The sequence below is a fragment of the Marinimicrobium sp. UBA4209 genome, from assembly GCF_002381585.1.
Taxonomy (GTDB): Bacteria; Pseudomonadota; Gammaproteobacteria; order Pseudomonadales; family Cellvibrionaceae; genus Marinimicrobium; species Marinimicrobium koreense.
This window is the reverse complement of record NZ_DFTP01000062.1, coordinates 476-1,242: the sequence shown is the minus strand read 5'-3', so window position 1 is coordinate 1,242 and position 767 is coordinate 476. Positions and strand designations below refer to the sequence as shown.

The window sequence follows — 767 nt, the reverse complement described above, 5'->3', positions numbered from 1 at the left end:
GGCCAAACACGATGAAGAATACATGCCCCCGGAAGTCGCCGAAGCAATGTCGGCGGCCGGCGGCGATCATGACGAAGGCTGTGGAGTGATGGTTTATGGTCCCTGAGATTGGACATTTTGCGCTGATTCTGGCGCTGGCCTTCAGTCTCGCTCTGGCCACGGTTCCCCTGGCGGGCTCGCTGACCGGCAATCAGCTGCTGATGCACACCAGCCGCTCCCTGGCTACCGGTCTGTTCTTTTTTGTCGCCGTGTCGTTCGTCTGTCTGACGATCGCCTTTGTTCAGGATGATTTTTCCGTGTCCTACGTGGCCGGGCACTCCAACTCCCTGATGCCGGTGTACTACAAGATCAGCGCTGTCTGGGGCGGGCACGAGGGTTCACTGCTGCTTTGGGTGTTGATGCTGTCCGGCTGGACGCTCGCCATTGCACACCTGAGCAAAAGCCTGCCTCTGAGCCTGCGCGCCCAGGTGCTGGCGGTGATGGGTTTTGTGGCAATCGGCTTTTTACTGTTCATGCTGCTGACCTCGAATCCGTTTGACCGGCTGCTGCCGCTGCCGCCGGAGGAGGGCAGTGATCTGAATCCGCTGCTCCAGGACTTCGGGCTGATTGTGCATCCACCGGTGCTGTACATGGGGTACGTGGGGTTTGCCGTCAGCTTCGCTTTTGCTATCGCCGCACTGATCAGCGGCCGGATGGATGCGGCCTGGACCCGTTGGGCCCGCCCCTGGACCAATACCGCCTGGGCTTTTCTGACCCTGGGAATCGCC

The 767-nt window shown here is 60.6% G+C and carries 1 protein-coding gene and 1 pseudogene; both read left to right on the top strand.

What is annotated here, in order from left to right; all coding sequences use genetic code 11:
• A pseudogene (locus B3187_RS17455) lies at positions 1-106 on the top strand (cytochrome c biogenesis protein CcmE); the annotation flags it as partial.
• Positions 96-767: cytochrome c biogenesis protein CcsA (ccsA, locus tag B3187_RS08900; protein ID WP_286805857.1), on the top strand; the 672-nt coding region annotated here is incomplete at its 3' end. The pseudogene B3187_RS17455 and the gene ccsA, both read left to right, overlap by 11 nt.